At 50.5% G+C, this 20,666-nt stretch carries 23 protein-coding genes; 3 read left to right on the top strand and 20 right to left on the bottom strand.

The window, feature by feature from the left end:
• Positions 1-659: 659 nt before the first annotated feature.
• The 5 genes from KDX31_00490 to KDX31_00470 all read right to left on the bottom strand — a co-directional run bounded on the left by KDX31_00490 (position 660) and on the right by KDX31_00470 (position 4,478).
• The gene (locus KDX31_00490; GenBank protein UTW03568.1) at positions 660-1,265 is read right to left on the bottom strand and encodes a YIP1 family protein; all 606 of its coding nucleotides are present in this window, start codon (positions 1,263-1,265) and stop codon (positions 660-662) included.
• A gap of 149 nt (positions 1,266-1,414) precedes the next feature.
• Positions 1,415-2,320, bottom strand: coding sequence for a heme o synthase (locus tag KDX31_00485; protein ID UTW03567.1), 906 nt, complete (start codon positions 2,318-2,320; stop codon positions 1,415-1,417).
• Entirely contained in the window at positions 2,313-3,305 is a 993-nt protein-coding gene (locus tag KDX31_00480) for a COX15/CtaA family protein (protein UTW03566.1), read from the bottom strand. The genes KDX31_00485 and KDX31_00480 overlap by 8 nt, the downstream gene beginning before the upstream one ends.
• 1 nt (position 3,306) lies before the next feature.
• Complete coding sequence (locus tag KDX31_00475; GenBank protein UTW03565.1) at positions 3,307-3,765, bottom strand: hypothetical protein; 459 nt, start codon at positions 3,763-3,765, stop codon at positions 3,307-3,309.
• A complete protein-coding gene (locus KDX31_00470; GenBank protein ID UTW03564.1) occupies positions 3,762-4,478 on the bottom strand; it encodes an SURF1 family protein in 717 nt (238 codons plus the stop codon). The genes KDX31_00475 and KDX31_00470 overlap by 4 nt, the downstream gene beginning before the upstream one ends.
• Positions 4,479-4,528: 50 nt before the next feature.
• On the opposite strand from KDX31_00470, the gene KDX31_00465 reads away from it, so the two are divergent.
• On the top strand, positions 4,529-4,786 hold the full coding sequence (locus KDX31_00465; GenBank protein UTW03563.1) for a twin transmembrane helix small protein: 258 nt from the start codon (positions 4,529-4,531) through the stop codon (positions 4,784-4,786).
• Here KDX31_00465 and KDX31_00460 read toward each other — a convergent pair.
• The 9 genes from KDX31_00460 to ubiM all read right to left on the bottom strand — a co-directional run bounded on the left by KDX31_00460 (position 4,760) and on the right by ubiM (position 14,015).
• Complete coding sequence (locus KDX31_00460; protein UTW03562.1) at positions 4,760-5,644, bottom strand: cytochrome c oxidase subunit 3; 885 nt, start codon at positions 5,642-5,644, stop codon at positions 4,760-4,762. The genes KDX31_00465 and KDX31_00460 overlap by 27 nt on opposite strands.
• Positions 5,641-6,219, bottom strand: a complete 579-nt coding sequence (locus KDX31_00455; protein UTW03561.1) for a cytochrome c oxidase assembly protein — start codon at positions 6,217-6,219, stop codon at positions 5,641-5,643. The genes KDX31_00460 and KDX31_00455 overlap by 4 nt, the downstream gene beginning before the upstream one ends.
• Positions 6,219-7,832: a cytochrome c oxidase subunit I gene (gene ctaD, locus KDX31_00450; GenBank protein UTW03560.1), complete on the bottom strand. Its 1,614-nt coding sequence runs from the start codon at positions 7,830-7,832 to the stop codon at positions 6,219-6,221. The genes KDX31_00455 and ctaD overlap by 1 nt, the downstream gene beginning before the upstream one ends.
• Before the next feature lie 4 nt (positions 7,833-7,836).
• Positions 7,837-8,952 (bottom strand): cytochrome c oxidase subunit II, encoded by a 1,116-nt coding sequence (gene coxB, locus KDX31_00445; GenBank protein ID UTW03559.1) that lies wholly within the window; start codon positions 8,950-8,952, stop codon positions 7,837-7,839.
• Positions 8,953-9,413: 461 nt separating this feature from the next.
• Positions 9,414-10,004, bottom strand: coding sequence for a sulfoxide reductase heme-binding subunit YedZ (locus KDX31_00440; GenBank protein UTW03558.1), 591 nt, complete (start codon positions 10,002-10,004; stop codon positions 9,414-9,416).
• A complete protein-coding gene (gene msrP, locus KDX31_00435) occupies positions 10,004-11,026 on the bottom strand; it encodes a protein-methionine-sulfoxide reductase catalytic subunit MsrP (GenBank protein ID UTW03557.1) in 1,023 nt (340 codons plus the stop codon). Before msrP ends, KDX31_00440 begins: the two co-directional genes overlap by 1 nt.
• Positions 11,027-11,049: 23 nt before the next feature.
• Positions 11,050-11,832 carry a CDP-diacylglycerol--serine O-phosphatidyltransferase gene (pssA, locus tag KDX31_00430; protein UTW03556.1) on the bottom strand — a complete coding sequence of 261 codons (783 nt, stop codon included), beginning with the start codon at positions 11,830-11,832 and terminating at the stop codon, positions 11,050-11,052.
• Between the two features lie 100 nt (positions 11,833-11,932).
• Positions 11,933-12,670 carry a gamma-glutamyl-gamma-aminobutyrate hydrolase family protein gene (locus KDX31_00425; GenBank protein ID UTW03555.1) on the bottom strand — a complete coding sequence of 246 codons (738 nt, stop codon included), beginning with the start codon at positions 12,668-12,670 and terminating at the stop codon, positions 11,933-11,935.
• A gap of 139 nt (positions 12,671-12,809) precedes the next feature.
• Entirely contained in the window at positions 12,810-14,015 is a 1,206-nt protein-coding gene (gene ubiM / locus KDX31_00420; GenBank protein UTW03554.1) for a 5-demethoxyubiquinol-8 5-hydroxylase UbiM, read from the bottom strand.
• A gap of 228 nt (positions 14,016-14,243) precedes the next feature.
• Here ubiM and ilvY point away from each other — a divergent pair, with 228 nt between their 5' ends.
• Positions 14,244-15,119, top strand: coding sequence for an HTH-type transcriptional activator IlvY (gene ilvY, locus KDX31_00415; GenBank protein ID UTW03553.1), 876 nt, complete (start codon positions 14,244-14,246; stop codon positions 15,117-15,119).
• Positions 15,120-15,126: 7 nt separating this feature from the next.
• Here the strand turns inward: ilvY and KDX31_00410 are convergent, their stop codons facing one another.
• From KDX31_00410 to KDX31_00385, 6 genes are all read right to left on the bottom strand, one after another.
• Positions 15,127-16,023 (bottom strand): DMT family transporter, encoded by an 897-nt coding sequence (locus KDX31_00410; GenBank protein ID UTW03552.1) that lies wholly within the window; start codon positions 16,021-16,023, stop codon positions 15,127-15,129.
• On the bottom strand, positions 16,020-16,409 hold the full coding sequence (locus tag KDX31_00405; protein ID UTW03551.1) for an acyl-CoA thioesterase: 390 nt from the start codon (positions 16,407-16,409) through the stop codon (positions 16,020-16,022). Before KDX31_00405 ends, KDX31_00410 begins: the two co-directional genes overlap by 4 nt.
• Positions 16,410-16,479: 70 nt before the next feature.
• Positions 16,480-17,064, bottom strand: a complete 585-nt coding sequence (gene phnN / locus KDX31_00400; GenBank protein ID UTW03550.1) for a phosphonate metabolism protein/1,5-bisphosphokinase (PRPP-forming) PhnN — start codon at positions 17,062-17,064, stop codon at positions 16,480-16,482.
• Positions 17,065-17,175: 111 nt separating this feature from the next.
• Complete coding sequence (locus KDX31_00395) at positions 17,176-17,424, bottom strand: hypothetical protein (protein UTW03549.1); 249 nt, start codon at positions 17,422-17,424, stop codon at positions 17,176-17,178.
• A gap of 248 nt (positions 17,425-17,672) precedes the next feature.
• A complete protein-coding gene (gene ilvN, locus KDX31_00390; protein ID UTW03548.1) occupies positions 17,673-18,164 on the bottom strand; it encodes an acetolactate synthase small subunit in 492 nt (163 codons plus the stop codon).
• A gap of 2 nt (positions 18,165-18,166) precedes the next feature.
• On the bottom strand, positions 18,167-19,888 hold the full coding sequence (locus KDX31_00385) for an acetolactate synthase 3 large subunit (protein UTW03547.1): 1,722 nt from the start codon (positions 19,886-19,888) through the stop codon (positions 18,167-18,169).
• A 434-nt stretch (positions 19,889-20,322) separates the two neighbouring features.
• Here KDX31_00385 and KDX31_00380 point away from each other — a divergent pair, with 434 nt between their 5' ends.
• Positions 20,323-20,589, top strand: coding sequence for a hypothetical protein (locus KDX31_00380; protein ID UTW03546.1), 267 nt, complete (start codon positions 20,323-20,325; stop codon positions 20,587-20,589).
• Positions 20,590-20,666 lie beyond the last annotated feature (77 nt).

The following is a 20,666-nucleotide window of genomic DNA, read 5'->3' as shown; positions in this document are numbered from 1 at the left end:
TTGATAAAGCTTTTGTGCTTCATCTCAACAAGCGCCCACACGAATTATCTGATCTATCTGTTAAAGAGCGTTGCTATCAACTCTCAACCGTTGCCAGTGAGTCGTCTCAAGCGAGGTGCGTATTCTACTCAACACCCCGTTGAAGTCAACCATTTTGTTTGAGAATTTTAAGTAAATTTTCAAACCATTCTGATCGCCTTCCTGTTTTGCTATCCCGACTCGATTAACAGATTTAACTCTGTGTTATCAAGGCGTTAAACTCAACAGCCCGACTTGTTTCAGTGACCGTTTCCGGTGGCTGTCTCAAGCGAGGAGCGCATTCTACATTCTGGAGCTGAGGAGTCAACAGGGCGGCACGAAAAAGTTAAGAAATTGTGAAAAAAAATCGCACTTCGAAAAGACAAGTAGCTAGAACGCGGCTACGCCGCTGGCTAGACGTCGCTTCGCGACTTGCTAGTCGCTAGCAGAGCCTTCTTTATGGGTATTGTGAAAACCCACTTCGTAAGCGAGTCTGTAGAACAACAATCTCTTAAACCTTAAACATAAAAACCGCCTCGCGGCGGTTTTTATGTTTTGTTTTGCTTTTTCTAGCAGGAAACGCAGTTTCCGTTCTAGCCACTAGCAAGTTGCGAAGCAACGTCTAGCTCCTAAGAAAGAGGTTAACCGCCAACATAGCTGAGCGGGATTACAGTACTCCACATAATAACCGTCACAGCCAGAAGACCGACCAGGACACAAAGCCCAACAGTCAGAATAGATGACGCGAAGAAGAACGCTCTGTCTTCAGGGATCTGCATGATCTCAGGGACCCCGGTATACAACAGATAGACGGTATAAGCCAGCGCGACCATTCCCACGATCACATTCAACCAGAGAACCGGATATAAACCAACAATGCCAGCCATAAACATTGGCGTTGCTGTAAACGTCGCCAGCACCATGCAATCATCCAGGCTGGCCTTTCCACCATAGGTCCGTTCCATCCAGTGGATAACATAGGCGATAAAGCCAACGCCTATCCACATCGCAACATAGAACGCGATTGCAGCCATCATTGCACTTTGCATCGACAGTTTAACAAAGTCCCCTCCCGATATACTCCAGCCAATCTGGGTTGTTCCGATAAAAAGAGACAGGGCCGGAATGGCCGCCAAAATGCTTATCTGTGACAAGAAGCAGTGCATCATTGAGTAATGCTCTTTGCGTATATCTCGCCACTCATGTTTAGGGTCGTATATGACTCCCCACATATGCTGCAGAAACATAGGTCATTCCTCCCAAGGCTCGGATTCATTCCCGCCTTACTATTGTTTTTAAATTACCGTGCTCTCCTTAACGACCGGTTTTCATCTGTCTGTGACAGTTCTTAAGAATCAGTACACGTAATCCGCTGAAATCTTTCTTTTCATTTTTATCAGTGTAGACCTATTACGTAATGATCGACCAATAACACAACAAATAACCACATAATATATTTCACACTAAACCAGAACATCGACATCGGAGCGCTGGAATCATTAGCCAGATACACCCTTACAGCCCATTGGAAAAACCTCAGATTTAACAGCGTGACACCCATCAGATATATAAGACCACTCATACCGGTCATAAACGGGAAAAGCGTAGTCAAAACCATCAACACGGTATAAAGCAAAATTTGTAACCGTGTATATCGTTCACCATGTGTAACCGGCAACATAGGTACTCCTGCACGGGCATAATCATCTTTTTTATGGATGCAGAGCGCCCAGAAATGCGGCGGAGTCCAGGCGAAGATTATCAGCACCAGCAACAGACTATCCGGCTCAATCCTGCCCGTTACAGCGACCCAGCCAAGCAGCGGCGGTGCAGCGCCTGCGATTCCTCCAATTACTATATTCAGCGGTGTTGCCCGCTTCAGTAGCATGGTATAGATCAGTGCATAACCGATTAGTGCCCCCAGCGTCAGCCAGGCCGTTAACAGGTTGGTCCAGAGTATCAGCACAGTAATTCCCGACAGAGAAAGGAAAGCAGCAAACAGCAGCGCCCGGGTCTCATCGATCTTTCCCTGCGGTAACGGCCGACGGTGGGTTCTGGCCATCTTTGCATCTATATTGCGGTCCATCACATGATTGACCGCTGCAGCACCGGATGCCATTAATCCGATCCCAAGTGTTGCACTGATCAATGTTACTATCGGTGGAAACTCAGGTGTCGCCAGACACATTCCAACAATAGCGGTAAGCAGCATCACAGCCACCACCCTGAGCTTACATAGTTCAAGATAGTCACGGCACAGGGCCAATGGTGAAGTGAACACCCGCTGTTGACTATTATTCATAGTGAACCTCCGATTCGTAACGTATCTTAAGCCATAACAGGCACAGCAACAGTGATACAGCACCCGCATGATGTAACCATGCCAGCCAGATGGGGACCCCATAAACGACATTGGCACCTCCCAAACAAAGCTGGAATATCAACAGGGCAAACAGCACAAAAGCCGGTTTTCTGCTTGCGCTGCTGCGCAGCGCTAACGCTCCCGCCAGCAACATAACTGCCGTAACAACCAGAGCCCCTGCTCTATGTGTCATCTGTATCGCGGCTCTTGCCGGCTGTGACAGGGTTCCGCCCTGATGGTTCTGACCGGTCTCAAGACTAAAACTAAAACCCGAGCTGAAATCCAGCGCCGTGCGCTGGCCTTCGACACAACTGAACCAGTGAGTACAGGCCCAGCCTGCATAATTGGCGCTGGTCCAGCCCCCCAGCAGCATCTGTATAAACAGCACCAACACGGCTATACGCATGACCCATCGCCCCCTTGACGGGGTGCCAGGCACTGCCATCGGACGCAACTTACCCGCCAGAAGAATAAGCAGAGTCAGGGTCATCAAGCCCCCCAGCAAATGCCCGGCAACAACCGCTGGCAGCAGCTTCAAAGTCACCGTCCACATCCCAAACAGCCCCTGGGCGATCACCAGAATCAGTAAAAGAAATGACAGACGAACCGGATAATCAGACTTTTTCCGTCTTTGCCACGCAAAATAGGCCAGCAGGAGTATAAAAAGACCCAATAGTGAGGCCATATAGCGGTGTATCATCTCCAGCCAGCCTTTCGTAACATCAACCTCAGCACCGGCAAAATTTTGTTGCGCCTCGGCGATATGCGCGGCAGAGACCGGGGCCGTAATTTGCCCGAAACACCCCGGCCAGTCAGGGCAGCCCAGCCCAGCATCCATAATGCGGGTCCAGCCGCCCATAAGAATAACCATCACAGCCAGCACTATTGCCAGATAGCAGATATATAGGGGACGCCGGTTACTCATCTCATCCCACCTTGGATATACGTAATAGTCGTTTCAGATCTTTTATAACGACCTTAGGCGGAAGTGACAGACTATAACGGGTAACCATAAAACCCCGCGGATCAGCCAGTAATAAACCTGCCCCCAGCTGACTGCTATCCACTTCCTGCCAAAGTAAACGGTCACGGTCCTTTCCCAGAGATGCCTGAAGATTCGGTAACAGAGTCTGCCAGTGACGACACTCGTCCGCGCAGGTATTGTCCACCAGAAGAATCAGTTGCCAGTTACCCTCTGCTGTTAGCGGCTGATTTTCCAGTTGCAAATCGGCAAGTGTCACCCCCGGGGGATAGAGCTCTCCTTCAGTAATTTGCTCAGCAGGCCGCCAGCCTGAGAAATATGCCATTGAAGCCCCCAATAAAGGCAGCAGTGCGACAGCCCAGACCAGCCAGAAAACTGTGCGCGGGTAACCTTTCTTACTCATAATACCTCCTGTTTCCGGTGCCAGATGAGCCAGCTACATCCCCCCATCAGCACAATCGCCAGACCAAACCACTGGATGGCATAACCGATATGTCTTTCAGGCAACATATTCACCACTGGCCAACCGATACTCAGTTCTGGCAACAAAGAGTTATCAAGACGTATCACCGCCGGATATAATCCCGGATGTCGCAGTGCTAATCGCACCATATCCAGTTGCTGTATTCTTACCCGCCCATCCTGCTGCCAGCTATCAGGGTGAAGCTGAATGGTCGGGGTCGGAGTTACAAGCCTGCCACTCAGGCTGATAACGCCCCGTGGAGGATGTATTTCAGGCAAGCGGTCTCTGTACTGACTGGCGGCTATCCACCCCAGATTAACCAATACCAACCGGTCTTCCTGCGCCTGAGAATCCGGTTTAAACGGCACAACCACCTCATAACCGGGTCGCCCTTCTCTTGTCCGGTTATCTAGTAAATAAATAACACCATTGACAAAACTGCCGGTCAGACTCACCCCCAGCTGAGCCGGATTACCCGGCTCAGGCAACGCAGTCAGGTTCGTGCGGGCAGAACTCCAGTGATCCAGTAACTGTTGTTTTTCGTCCGCCCGCTGCAGCTGCCATAGTCCCAGCCATAAAAGCAGAGGGATCAGCAGTAACGCCAGAGTAGCAATAAGCCACTTGCTAAGCGGGATTCCCTGAACTTTACTCAAAGAGGAACCCTTCACAACAGTTCTGTTCACATATCAACCGAGTACGGAATATGTTTAAGATCGTTATTTTTATCGTGTTTATTCTTATCATTATCAGTCTCTTCGCAGGCCTTTACTTTCTATTGAAGGATCAGAGTCGTTCCCGACGCACAGTGCAATCCCTGATATTGAGAGTCTCCCTGGCGGTATTTCTTCTCCTAATCATTCTATTTGGCTTCTACAGTGGCGAACTAAAACTACGTACTCCGTTTCCGCTAATGCCATCATCACCTCAGTCAACCTCACAACAGATAGACAAACAGGAATAACCCAACCCAGACCACATCAACAAAGTGCCAGTACCAGGAAACTGCTTCGAAACCAAAATGGTGATCCGGCTCAAAATGCCCCCGAATCACCCGCAGTAAAATAATCACCAGCATCAGGGTTCCCAACGTCACATGCATGCCGTGAAATCCGGTCAGAATAAAGAACGTTGCACCATAAATACCGGCATGAAGCGTGAGTCCTAACTCGTGATATGCTTCGATATACTCCAGCGCCTGAAAGGCCAGAAATGCAGTTCCAAGCGCAATGGTCAGTACCAGCCACACAATAACCTGAGGCCGTCGATCCTGTTTCAAGCGGTAGTGGGCAAACGTCACAGTCACACTGGAACTTAACAGCAACAGCGTATTCACCAGTGGCAGGTGTAGCGGATCGATAAGCCCTGCCGGGCCCGGATAGGCGGCCATATCCGGCGTTTTCATCAGCGGCCAGGTAGCTTCAAACCCTTGCCACAACATATTGGCAACACCTTTCTCCCCCTCGCCTCCCAGCCAGGGTACCGACAGATTTCGAACATAGAACAAGGTGCCAAAGAAGGCCGCGAAAAACATAACTTCAGAGAAAATAAACCAGCTCATTCCCCAGCGGAACGAACGGTCCATCTGGTCGGAATAAAGTCCCCTGCGGCTCTCATCAATCACATGACCAAACCAGCCGGTCAGAATAAGTCCCATACAGAGGGCGCCAATCAACAGCAAACTCAGTCCAAGACCGCCTCCGGTATCGGCACTCATTGCATTGATCAGAGTTCCGGCACCAAAAGCGATCAGAAACAGCGACACCGAGGCCAGAATTGGCCAGCGGCTTTGGGCCGGTACGTAGTAAGCCTGAGTACTCATAGAACACTCCTCGCAGGTTCAACGGCAATACCGCTAACCGGGCTGGATTCAGGGGTAATATCAAACAGAGTATAAGAGAGCGTGATAGTGGTGATATATTTCGGCAGCCCGTCATCTACCATAAGCACCAGCGGCATCGCCCTCTCCTCACCCGCTCCGAGAGGCTGCTGTTCAAAACAGAAGCAGTTAACTTTATGCAGATAGGGGGCCGCTTCAGATGGGGCTATACTGGGGATCGCCTGGGCGACCATATCCCTGCCGGTAGGGTTCAGCGCGGTGAAAGCGGTCTGCATCATCTCCCCGGGGTGAACTGAGATTTCCGCTTGCTCGGGACGAAGCTGCCATGGCATCGATTCATTATTAACCGCCAGAAACTGCACCCGTACCTCACGCTGGTTATCGATTTCATAATCCCGTGTCAGCGCACCGGTGTTCTGCAGTTTGCCATTCAGGCCGGTGATGTCACAGAAAACGTCATACAAAGGCACCAGCAAAAAACCGAAACCAAACATCAGTACGGTGCCGGCTAGCAGCTTTACTAACAGTGAGCGGTTGCGCTGCTGCAGCTGATTCATCACACACCTCGGTCATTCTCGTTGTATGGGTGTTTGAATACCGGTGGCTCGGTGAATGAGTGATACGGTGGCGGTGAAGGCAGAGTCCACTCAAGCCCATGGCTTCCTTCCCAAACGCGGTCCGTCGCTTGTTTACCCGAGCGAATGCAGCTGACGAGGTTATAAACAAAGAGTAACTGGGAGAAACCAAACAGGAAGGCACCAAACGTTGCCACCATATTAAAATCGGCAAACTGCAGGGCATAATCAGGAATACGTCTCGGCATACCCGCCAGACCGAGAAAGTGCATCGGAAAAAACGTCACATTAACGCCGATAAAAGAGAGCCAGAAGTGCAGCTTACCCATCGACTCGTTATACATATGCCCGGTCCATTTAGGTAACCAGAAATAGGCCGCCGCCATGATCGCAAAAATAGAGCCAGGTACCAGCACATAGTGAAAGTGCGCCACCACAAAGTAAGTATCGTGATACTGGAAATCGGCTGGGGCGATCGCCAGCATCAGCCCGGAAAAGCCACCAATGGTAAACAACACAACAAATGCCAGAGCAAACAGCATCGGCGTCTCAAAGGTCATCGAGCCCCGGAACATCGTGGCAACCCAGTTGAACACCTTAACCCCGGTGGGCACTGCAATCAGCATCGTGGTATACATAAAAAACAGCTCACCCGCCAGCGGCATGCCCACGGCAAACATATGATGCGCCCAGACGATAAATGAGAGTATCGCAATCGACGCAGTGGCATACACCATTGAGGTATAACCAAACAACCGCTTGCGGGCGAACGTGGGGATAATCTCAGACACCACACCAAAGGCCGGCAGTATCATGATATACACCTCCGGATGACCAAAGAACCAGAATACATGCTGAAACAGTACCGGATCACCGCCACCTGCAGCATCGAAAAAGCTGGTCCCAAAATGGATATCCATCAGCATCATGGTCACCACACCGGCTAGCACTGGCATCACCGCAATCAGAAGAAAAGCGGTTATCAGCCAGGTCCAGACAAACAGCGGCATGTCCATCAGTTTCATACCGGGCGCGCGCATATTAAGGATCGTGGCAATCACATTGATCGCCCCCATAATTGAGCTGATTCCCATCATATGTACGGCAAAGATAAAAAATGTCACGCTGGGCGGGGCATAGGTAGTAGAAAGCGGTGCGTAGAAGGTCCAGCCGAAGTTTGGCCCGCCGCCCTCCATCAAAAGAGTGGAGAGCATCATTGTGAAAGCAAAGGGTAATATCCAGAAGCTCCAGTTATTCATCCGCGGCAGGGCCATATCCGGCGCACCCACCATCATCGGAATCAACCAGTTTGCCAGCCCGACAAAAGCGGGCATCACCGCCCCGAACACCATAATCAAACCGTGAGAAGTGGTCATCTGATTAAAAAATTCAGGCCTGACCAACTGCAACCCTGGCTGAAACAGTTCGGCTCGAATGGTCAGCGCCATACAACCACCGATAAAGAACATGAGCAGACTGAAGATCAGATAGAGCGTACCAATATCTTTATGGTTAGTCGTATAAAGCCAGCGGGTAATACCTGTGGCGGGACCGTGGTGACCTGTGCTGTGGACTGTCTGCTCTAAGCTACCCATCACCCTACTCCTTCAACAATTCATTGATTTGCTGAACCGTAACCGTGCCACCCTGGTTACCCCATGAATTACGTTCGTAAGTGATCACTGACGCCAGATCTACCGCATCTAGCTGCTCAGCAAACGCCTGCATCGCAGTACCGGAACGGCCATGCAACACCACATCAATATGCTCTGCCGGATCTCCGCTCATCAACTGACCGCCTGCCAGTGCCGGGAATATCCCCGGAATCCCCTGACCCTCCTGCTGATGGCAGGCCGCGCAATTGCCTTTGTAGACCTCCGCACCTCTGACCATCAGTTCGGCCTGACTCATATCACGCTGTGCCGACTGCGCCGCGGCCACTTTCAGGCTGGCCTGTTCCGCGACCCACAACTGATAGTCCTCGGGAGATTTCACGTCGACTACTATTGGCATAAAACCATGATCCCGGCCACATAACTCGGCACACTGTCCGCGATAGATCCCCGGCTCATCCACCAGAGTCCAGGACTCATTAACAAAGCCGGGAATAGCATCTTTCTTCACGGCCAGCGCCGGAACCCACCAGGAGTGAATAACATCGTTTGAAGTCAGCAGGAAACGCACCTTCTTACCGGCAGGAATGACCAGCGGGTTATCCACTTCCAGCAGATAGTGCTCTCCCTTGAGCTGCTCATTACTGATCTGTTCGAGTGGAGTCGAAAGAGAGCTGAAGAAGTCGATATCCTGATTGAGATACTTATAGCGCCATTTCCACTGATACCCGGTAATCTGAATATCAATATCGGCGCTGTTTTTATCGTACATCTGAATCAGGGTGGTGCTGGCAGGCACTGCCATAGAAACAAGGATAACCACCGGCACAATGGTCCAGACGATCTCGACCCAGGTACTTTCATGAAAATGTGCAGCTTTCACTCCACGGGATTTACGGTGCCAAATGATTGACCAGAACATGACTCCGAATACCACAACGGCAATGGCAACGCAGATGTAAAAAATAATCATATGCAGGTCATAGACGGAACGACTGATCTCAGTTGCCCCCTCAACCAGATTTACCTGCCACTGCGCTGCAACCAGCGGCGCATAAAAAAGCCCCGCAAAAAACAGGACCCTTCCAGTAGCTCGTATCATCCCCAGGCCTCCTTGTTGCTGAATACTCAACAGCTGCACACCAAGCCTAAAAAAATCCCTTTTAGTCCTATTCGATATCCCAACTGCTTACTTGGTTATAAGCCAGTATAGCAGCAGATTTCAGAGTGCAAGGGAAAGTTCCGAAGCGGAACGAAGTACAGGGGCGCATGCAAGCCGCCCCTGCAGGAGAGAATAAAATCTTCAATTAATTCTGAAAACTACTTACCCTGCCAACGTCGTTAAAAGCCAGAACAGTAGCGAAATCAACGCAATCAAAAACACCGCTGAAGCCAGCAGTCCTAACCACATCGATTGCATCGGAATATTATATTTCCTTTCCCTTTCGTCAGGTGGTTTCGTAAATACCATGCACCATGATCTGTGAATTCTGGCAATCCAACTAATTAACATCAGCAGCTTTTCAGAGAATCGGGTCGGATACATAAGCACCACTCCTCTTATTAACTGCACCTTTTAAGGTATAGTCGATAGCCAAGCAAAATAGCCAACAGAAATGCAAAAATAAGTTGCTGTAAAAAGTCAGAACGAATCTGCCAGACGAAGTGCAACAACACCAGCAGGCTGACGGGATAGATAAGGGTGTGAAGTTTTTTCCAGCGCTTTCCAAGTCGGCGTTGCATCCCTTGAGTGGAGGTTAGCGCCAGAGGTAGCAATAACAGTAACGCCAACGATCCCACCACGATATAGGGTCGCTTAGTGAGTTCTGTCAGCAATATATCCCAGCGCCACCCCACCAGAAAAGTAGCAAACGCCAGCAGATGGAGCACTGCATAGAAGAACGTATAGAGGCCGAACATTCGCCGGTAGCGGGTCAGCCATCGCCAGCCCAGAAACTTGCGCGCAGGTGTCACCGCAAGCGTCAGCCATAGCCAGCATATCGCCCAGAAACCCAATTCTTTGACAATATATTTAGCAGGATCAGCTCCCAGCTCATTTGTCAGCAGGCCTTCAAGCAAAACCCCCAGTGGCAGCAGTAGTAACAGGAAGATAAGCCACCAGCGCAAAAGTCCCATGCGTTCCCCTGGCGCCATCAGAACCACTTGGTCAGATCCATCCCCTTATAGAGGTGAGCAACCTGATCGGCATAACCATTGAATGGCAGCGTATCAATAATATTGGGCGTTAACAGCCCAGAGGGTAACCGGCGCTCGGTAGCCTGGGTCCACCGGGGATGGTCAACCTCCGGATTTACATTGGCGTAAAAACCATATTCATCCGGCGCGGTGATATTCCAGCTGGTTTCTGGCATCGTTTCGCTGAAGTGGATACGCACAATCGATTTAATCGATTTAAAACCATACTTCCAGGGCACCACCAGGCGAAGCGGCGCACCGTTCTGAGGCGGCAGCGCATTACCATACATACCAACAGCCATCAGCGTCAGAGGGTTCATCGCCTCATCCATACGCAGCCCTTCTACATAAGGCCAATCAATCGTGCCAAAGGAGCTCCGCTGTTCAGACATCTGCTCCTTATCGAGAATTGTCGTGAATTGCACATACTTCGCTTTGGTGGTGGGTTCGAAACGCTTAATCAGATCCGCCAGCGGGAAGCCAAGCCAGGGAATAACCATCGACCAGGCCTCAACACAGCGTAACCGATACACCCTGTCTTCCAAGGCATGAGGAGCAAGGATATCTTCAAGATCATAATTGCCTGGCCGGGCCACTTCGCCACTTATTTCAACTTTCCAGGGATCCGTCTTAAACTTTTGAGCATATCGCACCGGATCCCGCTTATCGGTACCAAACTCATAAAAGTTATTATGGGTAATTGCGTGGTAGTAGGGAGCCAGCGTTTCACGGGTGGACAAGGCGCTGTTGCGCAGCGCATCCGCCAGTTTAGGTTGCAGCCACTGAGGCCCTTTATAACGGGGCAGATCGGCTGGAATATCATAGTCTGCCGCATCTGCCAGTGACGGCAGGCCTACCATTGGAATGGCAGCAACGGACAGCGCCGCTTGCATAAAACGACGCCGCTCCCGATAAACCGACTCGGGGGTAATCTCAGATGACTTTATCGGGTGTGTTTTACCCCTCGAATACCTGTCCAAAACAACCTCCTGCCATGTACATGCTAGTTAACGGGTGAGTGTTTACGTTTACGCAGCAACCAGAGAACCGGACCAGAAAGGGTATAACCCAGCAACAGCAGCCAGAGAAAAATAGGCGGACTGATTGAGATAACACCGATCGTCAGCACTATCACCAGCAGGATCATAAACGGAATCTTACCCTTCGGATCGACGTCCTTAAAACTATAGTAAAGTACATTACTGACCATCAGCACACCCATCAGCGCAACGTAGATAGCGATGGGAAAAACAAAGCTGCTGACATCGATATCGAACTCGACACAAGCCCAGACTAAACCGGCGATGGAAGCAGCTGCCGCGGGACTGGGCAAACCGATAAAGTATCGTTTATCGACTGAGCCAATCTGGGTATTAAAGCGTGCCAGTCGCAGAGCCGCTCCGGCGACATAAATAAATGCACAGAACCAGCCAAACTTGCCGGCACCACTGAGCGCCCAACTAAACGTCACCAGCGCCGGAGCCACACCAAAAGAGACCATATCAGACAGAGAGTCATATTCCGCACCAAACGCACTCTGGGTATTGGTGAGGCGTGCTACACGGCCATCCAGACCATCCAGTACCATCGCCACGAAAATCGCAATTGCCGCATTATCAAAGACACCGTTCATTCCGGCGACTACTGCGTAGAAACCACAAAACAGCGCTCCGGTGGTGAACAGATTTGGCAGCAGATAGATCCCCCTGCTTCTTGGCTTGGGGCCCGCCTGTTCATGGTCTGGCTGATCAGATTGTTCCGGTTTGTTTCCCTGTGGGTCATTCATAAGAGCTATTTACACCAATGGATTAACAAAATGTAGCGACATTCTACTTTTCCGAATCAGGGAAAGCTATGTCTACAGAAAAGAGGGGACAGAAATACGCTCAGGCTCCCAGAAGAACCCGATCAACAAACTTTCGTACCAGAATATTCGATTCGGGGGTTTCAACCGCCGAGTTTAACACCTGCTCAAGCTGACCGTCGCCCTCGGTATAATGAGACTTATAAAAGGTCAGACGCTCAATCAGAGTGGCTTTATCCACTTCCGGATGAAACTGAAAGGCCCAGAAAGGCTTGCCTTTGAGTTTAAAGCTGTGGATACACTGATCGGTATAAGCAAGTAACAGGCATTCTGATGGCAGCGATTGTGCGTACTGCCGGTGAACCGAAATAGCGAAGAACCCATCCGGGGTATCGTGATACAGCTGATCATCTGCGGCGGCGTCCGCTAAAGAAACCGGAATGGTTCCCATCTCAAAGCCAACATCCTTATGCAGTATCTCGCCACCCAGCGCCAGTATCGCCAGCTGGAAACCGAAACAGGAAGCGAAGACAGGCTTACCGGTGTCACCACAGTGTTTAATCAGCCTCTGACATCCCTCTATAAAACTAAACTGCTCAGGCTTCAGTACATCCGCCTCACTGGCACCGCCGACCAGCAAGGCATCATAATCATCGGCAGCGGTAGCAGGAAAATCAGGTGTATCAAAGACATTGAGAATGTCTATCTGTGTCGGTGTCACACCACAATACGCAGCAAAGCTGTCGTGTTCTTCCCGGCGCACCTGCTCGCCATCACGAATCTGTAACAGCAGGATTTTCAGTTGTTCCCGGGTTTTCATAAAAGAGCCCTTGTACACACGTCTTAGTTCTGAATACCTGTCTAAGAATACCCTGCCAGGTTAAAGACTCAATAGAAAAAGCGCGGTATAACAGAAATGCTACCCTTCAAGGTGGTATTACCTGAATGATGCACCCCGCTTACTTCAGCCCGGGAAGGAAGAATGGAATATCGATTCGTTTTTCTGTCAGCTTACGGGTAATCACCTGCTTCAACGGCGCAAAGTTATTAGCGATTCTCAGCGTCGCCTTACGGGCAATTTTTGCTGCAAAGTTATCATTGGTAAACAACCCAACCACAAGATTAGTACCCATGTACAGCGGCCTGGTTACCCGCATATGGCTGGTCTGGTATTTCTCCAGCACCGTGTAGCTGCCGATATCCAGCCCCTTGGAAAGGGCGTTTTTAATCTCTTTAGTCAGGGTCTCCTGACTGCGCAACCCCAGATTGAATCCATGCGCCGTAACCGGATGCATCCCCACAGCGGCATCGCCAATCACCGCAAACCGGCGGCTGATAAACTTATTGGCATGCACCGCAACCAGCGGATAGAGATGCCGCCGGCCATAGAGCTTCATACTGCCCAGTTGCCCTTGCAGTCGCTGTTCAATATCCGCAGCAAACGCCTCTTCACTCATATTGTAGATCGTATCGGCTTCAGCACTGGAGACCGTCACGACAATCGATGACAGGTTGCCACTCATCGGCAGAATCGCCAATGTGCGGCCATAATGGAAACATTCAAAGGCGGTCTGGTTATGGGGCAGTGTGTGCTCCATACGGCAAACAATTGCGGTACGGGAAAAGTCCTTCATGGTGGCGGGGACACCCATTTTCCTGCGGGTCTCTGAAAAACGGCTGTCCGCGGACACCAGCAGATCACACTCGATCCGCTCACCATTTGACAGCACAACCCAGGCACTATCGGCGCCACTGCCCACATCCTCAACCGAGATTTCAGTCAGCAGTTCGACATTGCCGATCCCCTCAACAACCTCAAAATAGGCTTTACGTATTTTATCGTTTGGTACCAGATAGCCAAGGGCATCCAGACCGGCATCGTCATTATCGAAGTTCAGGCTGTAGCTGGAATTACCGTCCAGTACTTTGGCGGCACAGATCGGTGATACATCTTTATCAGCCAGCTGCTGCCAGGCACCTGAGCTTTTCATCATCTCCATCGACAGATGAGTCAGGGCGATCTCACGACCATCTTCCGGTGGTTCCCGCAGGGTTGTCAGGGATGAGCGCTCCACCAGCAAAACGTTCAGGGACGTGTCGCCCAATGAACGGGCAAAACTCAGCCCGGCGGGGCCTGCGCCAATTATTACGATGTCATACTTCATACCGGACCTCAGGGCGACCGCGCGCCATTGCAACTTAAATATGACCGCAAACAGTAACGTCTATCGCCATAGATTTCCCTAATCCAGATCAAGGTGAATTAACAAAGCTGAGATTAGATAGCTTAAGTTCGTTGCACTTTCAGAAACATATGCAAAAATACATTTCAGATACCGCAACACATTCAGCCTCATAATGGCACCCGGTAAACCTTTGGAAACCCTATCGATATGGATACCCGCTCCCTAAAGTTTTTCATTAGTCTCTGTGACACGCTTCACTTTGGCCGGGCCAGTGAAGCATGCCATATCAGCCCTTCGGCCCTCACCCGAGCCATCAAGCAGCTGGAAGACTCGCTGGGAGTGCAGCTGTTTGAACGGGATAATCGAACGGTCAGTCTGACCCGTGAGGGTGAGCGTTTTCAGGAGTATGCCCGGGAAGCACTGACACAGTGGGATGTGGTACGTAACTCTCTGCTGGAAGGCGCACAGGAGCTTCAGGGAGAGATCAGCGTCTATTGTTCAGTCACCGCCAGTTACAGCTTTCTGTACGATATCCTCAGTGACTTTCGTAAACAGCACCCCAGAATCGAACTCAAGCTGCACACCGGTGATCCGGAAAATGCGATTCAGCGGGTACTCGCCGGTACGGATGATATAACCATCGCAGCGAAGCCCGATACACTGAACGCCAGCCTGGCATTCAAACATATTGCCACGTCGCCACTGGTGTTTATCGCACCGCAGAAAGATATCCAGCTCGATCCGATGCTGAACGGCTCACCGGACTGGTCTGCCATACCGATGATTCTGTCAGAGGAAGGTGTATCACGAAAACGGATAGATCAGTGGTTCAAAGCGCGACAGACTAAACCGCTTATCTATGCCCAGGTTGCCGGCAATGAAGCGATTGTCAGCATGGTCAGCCTGGGGTTTGGCGTGGGTATCGTCCCCAGGATCGTACTGGACAACAGCCCACTGGCTGAAAGGGTTCGCATTCTCAATATCCAGCCAGAACTCAAAGCCTACGATGTCGGTCTGTTCGCGCTGAAAAAGAAACTGCAGAGTCCGCTGATCGACGCATTCTGGTCACAGATCCGCGAATAAAACCAGGCTACTCTGCGACCACCCGCCTGCCCGGTTTATTCACCAGATAGATGCCCAGCGCCACCAGCAACAAAGCTCCCAGCATATCGAATGAGAGCTGTTCATCCAGAATCAGCCACGCAAACAGCACACCAAACAGCGGCGTCAAAAAGGTAAAACTGGCGATTTTCGATGCTGGATAGTGGCTGAGCAACCAGAACCAGGCCAGATACCCGGCGAACGCCATTAACACGGTCTGAAACAGCAGCGAGCCGACCACCAATGGGCTCAGGTTAGTAATTCCCGGCTCATTCAGCAGCCATGACAACAGCGGTAAGGCTAACGCCGACACGACCAATTGATACAACAGCACCCGGGAAGGCGACTGGTATCGTTGAGGAGACGCTTTCAGGACTACCGTTGTTGCCCCCCAGAAAAACGCAGCAGCCAGTGCCATAATATCGCCCAACAGAGACGCCTCACCATCGATTGAGTCTCTGAAAGCGAAGAAAACACCGGCAAAAGCGATTAACAAACCAATCACCTGCGATCGTTTCAATGACTCATCCGGAACAAACAGGTGGGTTCCCAGCGCCACAAGAAAGGGGGAAGTATAGAGGAAGATAGTCGTGTGCGACGCGGTAGTCAGAGTCAGGGCGATATAGATCAGCAAAAACTCGATAGCAAACAGCACGCCTAATAATACGCCCCACCAGAAAGCACCATCGTCGCGGAAGATTTTCTCTCCCCTGAAGACCATCCACAGCATTAGTAACAGAGAGGCGCCAACGGAACGCAGACCGGCCTGCATCAGTGGCGACACTCCCTCAAGGCCAAACTTTACCACCGTCTGATTGAGGCCGAACAGCATACACAGCCCGATCAACAGCACTATGGCCGGGCCATCAAAGGACGTTTTAATCATGCACTGAACAGCGCTTCAAGTTCAGGTGAAATATAGGGCCGGCCACGCTCATTCAGTGCTGTGCCTATCACCAGAGCGTTAACACACACCTTATCATCGTCCACCCGAACAACCCGCTGACGGAAACCAAACTTCACTTTACTGATCCGTTCCAGTGCAACCTCAACCCGAAAGCGATCACCGCTTTTCAATGAAGACTTATAATCCAGCTCAGAACGGATCACCACCAGATGGATACCCGCTTCAGTCAATGCCGCAAAATCAACGCCATTGCTGAGCAGGAACTCATGGCGGGCATGTTCCAGATAGTTAAAATAAATGCCATTGTTGACGATGCCCTGCATATCCAGTTCATAATCCCTTACGCTCATTTCGATACTGAACATTTTACTTCCCCGACAAAAAAAAGAGGGTGCGATCATAGCACCCTCTGGTAACAGTGTAATTAAAGCTTGGTTAATGCGTAGAACGGGCCGGTTTAAACGGTTCAGGCGCCAGAGACTCAATCAGCTTCAGCAATGATTCAATGCCATCCTGCAGTTTGGCATTATTATCGATCAGCTGAATATTTTCCGGCAGACTATCAACAAACTGACGATGCCGGGCCAGCCGTTTAACGATCTCGGTTTCACTTTCCCGACCCCGTTTCATCAGCCGCTGGTGCAATATTTCCTCGTCAACTTCCACCAGCACCGGAATCAGATTTGGATAGGCATGCATTGCGATTTGCAGATATTCCCTGGAACCGTTAATAACCACATTGACCCCTTTCGACAGCCAGTTATCAATCTCTGAACCAATCCCATAGCTGTAATCGTGGGAGTACCACTGCATTGCAAACATTCCCATGTTAGCACGCATGTCAAATTCTTCAGGCGAGAGGTGGATATGATTTTCACCGCCGACATTCGGCGCGCGGGTGATATAACGGTGGGCTACAAAGCAGCAATGATTTGTCTGCAGACGCTGGCGACACCCTTCAAGCAAGCTATCTTTACCACTGCCTGAAGCGCCAACCAGATAGAGCAGTTTTCCACTCATAGGATGATCTCTGAGTACAATAAACAGTTATTTTGAGTCCAAGAGTAATACGCTTAAATTGGAAACGCCAGCATTGATTAGCCCGGCACCATCCTGACCCTCAATAAAGCTTCAGGCCAGCATCTTCTGCTCAAATACAACAACGTAGGTATCGTTCCAGCGTGGGAATAAACTCGTCTGTCGCCATAAAGGTTCCTGGGAATAGCGGGTAAAATCCGGGAGCAAGCCACGGGTCATACAGCTAAGAACTCCAGGACTGGCAGCGGCGCTAACAGCACTATCGGCAACACTGTTAAATGAGCTGAGCGGCGATGCGGCAAGTATAAAGGACAGCACTATCAGCCTGACTGAACGGATCATAACAACCTCCTCAGACCGGAACTCTGTTAATAGGCCATTCTGACTCACTGATAATCAGAAGACTGCGGATTCCCTGTGACGCCGGTCTGCATCCCCGGCTTTAGTCCGGAGGAATACTCATTATAGACCGAATAGAAAATTCGCCAGAAAATATTTACGACACGTTCTTTTCACACACTCATCTCTCAGATAAGAACAGACGAAAAAAAACCGCTCAGTGAGCGGCTTTTTTAACAGTGCAGTAAGCCTTACAGACTCAACACCTTCTCGCCACGGGACAGACCGGAGACACCGGTACGCACCACTTCCATAATATGTGTAGTGCCCAGGGTTTCGATGAAGGCATCCAGCTTATCGCTGGCACCGGTCAGCTGAACCGTATAGGTAGTCGGCGTCACATCGATAATCTGGCCACGGAAAATATCCGCAGTCCGTTTGATCTCAGCACGCATCTGACCGCTGGCCTTCAGTTTGATCATCATCAGCTCGCGCTCGATATGATCGCCTTCCGTCAGATCAACTACCTTCACGACATCAATCAGCTTATTCAGCTGTTTAGTGATCTGTTCAATCACCCGGTCACTACCGATAGTGGTGACCGTCAGGCGTGACAGGGTCGAATCTTCGGTTGGCGCAACCGTCAGCGATTCAATGTTGAAGTTACGCTGGGAGAACAGACCCACAACCCGGGACAGTGCACCCGGCTCGTTTTCCATCAGCACAGAAATAATATGTCTCATGATCAGGTTCTCTCCGTCTTGCTCAGCCACATATCACGCATAGAGCCACGTGGTACCTGCATCGGGTATACATGCTCAAACGGATCTACAGCGATATCCATAAACACCATGCGATCTTTCAGGGAGAACGCTTCGGTCATCGCCGCTTCCAGATCTTCATATTTTTCAACCTTCATGCCAACGTGGCCATAGGCTTCAACCAGCTTAACGAAGTCAGGCAATGACTTCATATATGACTGCGAATGACGGGACTCATAGTTCATATCCTGCCACTGACGCACCATCCCCAGAGACTGGTTGTTCAGGCAGATAACCTTCACCGGAATATCATACTGACTGATGGTAGAGAGTTCCTGGATGTTCATCTGGATACTGCCTTCACCGGTGACGCAAACAACCTCTTCATCGGGGAAGTTCATCTTTACACCCATGGCGGCCGGCAGACCAAAGCCCATCGTGCCCAGACCACCGGAATTGATCCAGCGATTCGGTTTGTTGAACTTATAATACTGCGCCGCAAACATCTGATGCTGACCTACGTCAGAACAGACATAAGCATCACCCTGAGTCACCTTACTCAGCATCTCGATAACCTGCTGTGGTTTCATCAGCTCGGAGTCATCGGTACGGAAACGACCACCGTGACGGCCACGCCACTCATCAATCTGCTGCCACCAGGCATCAATCGCTTCTTTACCAGACTGCTTCTTGCTGCCCTTAACCAGATCGATCATCTCCTGCAGTACATGCTTGGCAGGTCCCACAATCGGCACATCCGCCTGAATGGTTTTCGAGATCGAAGCAGGATCGATATCCACATGGATAATTTTGGCTGTCGGACAGAACTTATCCACGCCGTTGGTAACCCGGTCATCAAACCGTGCTCCCACCGCCAGAATAAGATCGGCATGGTGCATCGCCATATTGGCTTCATAGCTACCGTGCATTCCCAGCATACCGATGAACTGACGATCCGTACCCGGATAGCCACCCAGCCCCATCAGGGTGTTGGTGACCGGCGCATTCAGCAGCTTAGCGAGTTCCGTCAGCTCAGCACTGGCAGCCCCCATGATAACGCCACCGCCGGCATAAATAACCGGACGCTTAGCGCCCAATACCATATCGATCGCTTTCTTAATCTGTCCGCTATGCCCCCGGCTGACCGGGTTATAGGAGCGCAGCTTAATGCTTTTCGGATACTCGTAATTAAAGCGGTCGGTCGGGTTTGTCATATCCTTCGGAATATCAACCACAACCGGGCCTGGACGGCCACTTTCCGCAATATGGAAAGCTTTCTTGATAATAGAGGGGATATCTTCAGGATTCTGGACACTGAAGCTATGCTTAACCACCGGACGGGAGACACCGATCATATCGGTCTCCTGGAACGCATCTTCACCAATCAGGAAGCTCATAACCTGCCCGGTAATGACCACCATCGGAATCGAATCCATATACGCGGTAGCAATACCGGTAATCGCATTGGTTGCACCCGGGCCGGACGTCACCAGCGCCACACCGGCTTTACCGGTGGCACGGGCATAGGCATCCGCCATATGGGTCGCAGCCTGTTCGTGGCGCACCAGAACGTGTTGCACCTCTTCCTGCTGGAACAGCGCATCATAAATATGCAGCAGCGCTCCGCCCGGATAGCCGTAGATGTGTTTCACACCCTCATCTTTAAGGGCGCGAATAACCATTTGTGCGCCTGAAAGTTGTTCCACAATAGTATCCTCAAATTACACGCATCAAAGCATGTATAAAAATTCTGATACTGGAGGATGTTATGACGCGCCTACTGGTGTGAAATAACATCAACCAGCAGGCTTTTGCAAAGATGACCGGTACGGTCAGAGAAAGGCAAAAGCAACTCTTCATCCGGTGATTAAGTGTGGGTACACACTGTAAACCCGGGAAAATAAGCTGGGTGTGCTTATCAGGTTTCTGCTTCGGGGTAACCTACTTGGCGCAGAAACAACTAAATTGTGCCGCCATTCTGCCAGCAGTACAGGAATTGATCAATAGATCAGCAGCGATAAATTATATATTTTTCAGATGCTGAAACGGATAGCTGCAGAGCTGGTGATGGGAGTGCTATAGTGAGCCAAAAGAACCTGTTAACAGAACTTATTCATTTTTGTCAGTCGGAGATTGATGCATGAGCACTTCGGAAATTAAAAATAAGGAACGCGCCATTGATGAGCTGGTTCTGGTTTTACGCAAAATATTTGCTGAACCGGAGATCTGTGCCAAGGCGCTTGAGATCACTCGAAAATATATCAACGAAGATCATCCTAATATCAAAATTGCGGATGAACTGTCCGCCACCACCAGCGTCAAGATTCCGGTGGAACACAGCGAAGCAGACACCCTGTTTCTGGAGATGCTGAAAGATCTGGTACGGGACGAGAAAGCGCTGTATTAGGACTGACCTGGTCGCCATAGGCGGGGGGCTTCATGGCCCCGCCTTATCAGAAAAAGCATGCCTTTCCTATTAACATA

This window comes from Amphritea atlantica (genome assembly GCA_024397875.1).
In the GTDB taxonomy this organism is placed as follows: Bacteria; Pseudomonadota; Gammaproteobacteria; order Pseudomonadales; family Balneatricaceae; genus Amphritea; species Amphritea atlantica_B.
The sequence above is the reverse complement of the archived record's forward strand: the minus strand, read 5'-3'. Positions and strand labels throughout refer to the sequence as shown.

Coding starts and splice junctions, on each gene's coding strand:
- KDX31_00475 (UTW03565.1), bottom strand. CDS start 3,765: ATGAGTAAGAAAGGTTACCCGCGCACAGTTTTCTGGCTGGTCTGGGCT.
- KDX31_00395 (UTW03549.1), bottom strand. CDS start 17,424: ATGATCCGTTCAGTCAGGCTGATAGTGCTGTCCTTTATACTTGCCGCA.
- phnN (UTW03550.1), bottom strand. CDS start 17,064: ATGAGTGGAAAACTGCTCTATCTGGTTGGCGCTTCAGGCAGTGGTAAA.
- KDX31_00485 (UTW03567.1), bottom strand. CDS start 2,320: ATGAATAATAGTCAACAGCGGGTGTTCACTTCACCATTGGCCCTGTGC.
- ilvY (UTW03553.1), top strand. CDS start 14,244: ATGGATACCCGCTCCCTAAAGTTTTTCATTAGTCTCTGTGACACGCTT.
- ctaD (UTW03560.1), bottom strand. CDS start 7,832: ATGGGTAGCTTAGAGCAGACAGTCCACAGCACAGGTCACCACGGTCCC.
- KDX31_00405 (UTW03551.1), bottom strand. CDS start 16,409: ATGTTCAGTATCGAAATGAGCGTAAGGGATTATGAACTGGATATGCAG.
- KDX31_00425 (UTW03555.1), bottom strand. CDS start 12,670: ATGAAAACCCGGGAACAACTGAAAATCCTGCTGTTACAGATTCGTGAT.
- KDX31_00440 (UTW03558.1), bottom strand. CDS start 10,004: ATGGCGCCAGGGGAACGCATGGGACTTTTGCGCTGGTGGCTTATCTTC.
- ilvN (UTW03548.1), bottom strand. CDS start 18,164: ATGAGACATATTATTTCTGTGCTGATGGAAAACGAGCCGGGTGCACTG.
- KDX31_00480 (UTW03566.1), bottom strand. CDS start 3,305: ATGAGTAACCGGCGTCCCCTATATATCTGCTATCTGGCAATAGTGCTG.
- KDX31_00490 (UTW03568.1), bottom strand. CDS start 1,265: ATGTTTCTGCAGCATATGTGGGGAGTCATATACGACCCTAAACATGAG.
- KDX31_00460 (UTW03562.1), bottom strand. CDS start 5,644: ATGAGTACTCAGGCTTACTACGTACCGGCCCAAAGCCGCTGGCCAATT.
- pssA (UTW03556.1), bottom strand. CDS start 11,832: ATGAATGACCCACAGGGAAACAAACCGGAACAATCTGATCAGCCAGAC.
- KDX31_00465 (UTW03563.1), top strand. CDS start 4,529: ATGTTTAAGATCGTTATTTTTATCGTGTTTATTCTTATCATTATCAGT.
- coxB (UTW03559.1), bottom strand. CDS start 8,952: ATGATACGAGCTACTGGAAGGGTCCTGTTTTTTGCGGGGCTTTTTTAT.
- ubiM (UTW03554.1), bottom strand. CDS start 14,015: ATGAAGTATGACATCGTAATAATTGGCGCAGGCCCCGCCGGGCTGAGT.
- KDX31_00380 (UTW03546.1), top strand. CDS start 20,323: ATGAGCACTTCGGAAATTAAAAATAAGGAACGCGCCATTGATGAGCTG.
- KDX31_00455 (UTW03561.1), bottom strand. CDS start 6,219: ATGAATCAGCTGCAGCAGCGCAACCGCTCACTGTTAGTAAAGCTGCTA.
- KDX31_00410 (UTW03552.1), bottom strand. CDS start 16,023: ATGATTAAAACGTCCTTTGATGGCCCGGCCATAGTGCTGTTGATCGGG.